The sequence below is a fragment of the Providencia sp. PROV032 genome, assembly GCF_028484875.1.
GTDB lineage: Bacteria > Pseudomonadota > Gammaproteobacteria > Enterobacterales > Enterobacteriaceae > Providencia > Providencia rettgeri_E.
Genome location: NZ_JAMPSX010000083.1, coordinates 1 through 1,178, shown reverse-complemented (window position 1 = coordinate 1,178; position 1,178 = coordinate 1). Strand labels below are relative to the sequence as shown.

The window sequence follows — 1,178 nt, the reverse complement described above, 5'->3', positions numbered from 1 at the left end:
GGGATTATTTGGCGCCATACGGGACACGATGTTGAGCCGGTGGACTTTCGGGATTATATTCTGACGGTAGAAAGGGACGATGTTAAACCTGTTTACGCTAGCATAAACGCAGGTGGAGCAGAAAGAGCCAAAAAATTCGCTAAAAATTGGCCAGAGGCTGACTTAAATGAGTCTGTTGATAAGTTTGCAGGTGAGTCACCCATAGTTACAACTACTGATAAGGGTAAAAGGATATACGAAAATACAGAAAATGGAATTCAAGTAGTTGAAGATACTTCAGGAGATTATTTTAGAATTTATGATCCAAGCCTTCCGGGTAAAAGAAAATATTTAGATTTGGATGGAAATATTCCTAATAATAAATTATTACCTAATGGCAAGCAGGTTGGACGTTCGCAAGGTGAGTATAATCAAGTAACTCATTTTAAAATTAAAAGGTAATATTAATGAAAATAATCACTGTTCCTCTCTCTAAAGAAGCAATGTATAGATTAGATTACAATGAATCTGTTGATGGAGATTTACTAGAGTTAGATTTAAATGATAATCAATTGTATCTATTAAATAAAGTTAATTTATTTGAATTGATTAATTCTAATTTAGGCTTAAATATAGATGATTATGAGGATGAGAGCGTGCAAGATATGAGTAAATTAGAGAATTTAAGAGATATCTTAAAAAATGTGTCAAATAAAGATAACGAGAATATAATTAATTCAATATTATTATTAGTTAATACTGCACTAGATAAAAAAACAGGAGTCTTTTTTTATTTTTAAGACATTATATTAAAGTGTTAAGCTAATTCTGAGTTAAAAAATGCTCAGAATCTGTTTTAATAGATCATGAGAATGTTCTGTACCACTTTGTTATTGATATTATTTTTTGCTTTTTAGATAGGGTTGAAATTGAAAAAATCGTTAAAATCAATGTGTTTATATAGATATATCTATATGAAATAGGATGGATGATGCGTAGTACAGTGAATAGTCGTAAAGTTATTTTAAAAAATGATACTACCAACACGGGTGGTACGGTTCTAACTGCTTCTTCTCTCGCCAAGCAAACCCAAGGTGTCGCCTGTGTGGGCGACTCTGTTTATTGTCCTTCATGTAAAAAAACAGGGACTATCGTTGAAGGCGATAGCTTAATGAAAATTAATGGTATCCCTGTTGCGC

At 32.1% G+C, this 1,178-nt stretch carries 2 protein-coding genes and 1 pseudogene; all 3 read left to right on the top strand.

The window, feature by feature from the left end; all coding sequences use genetic code 11:
* Window positions 1-441: pseudogene (locus PSF42_RS20745) on the top strand (hypothetical protein); the annotation flags it as partial.
* 5 nt (window positions 442-446) lie between these two features.
* Window positions 447-779 (top strand): hypothetical protein, encoded by a 333-nt coding sequence (locus PSF42_RS20740; RefSeq protein WP_272680579.1) that lies wholly within the window; start codon window positions 447-449, stop codon window positions 777-779.
* A 191-nt stretch (window positions 780-970) separates the two neighbouring features.
* Window positions 971-1,178 (top strand): PAAR domain-containing protein (locus PSF42_RS20735; protein WP_272680578.1); only part of this gene is annotated, 208 nt, incomplete at its 3' end.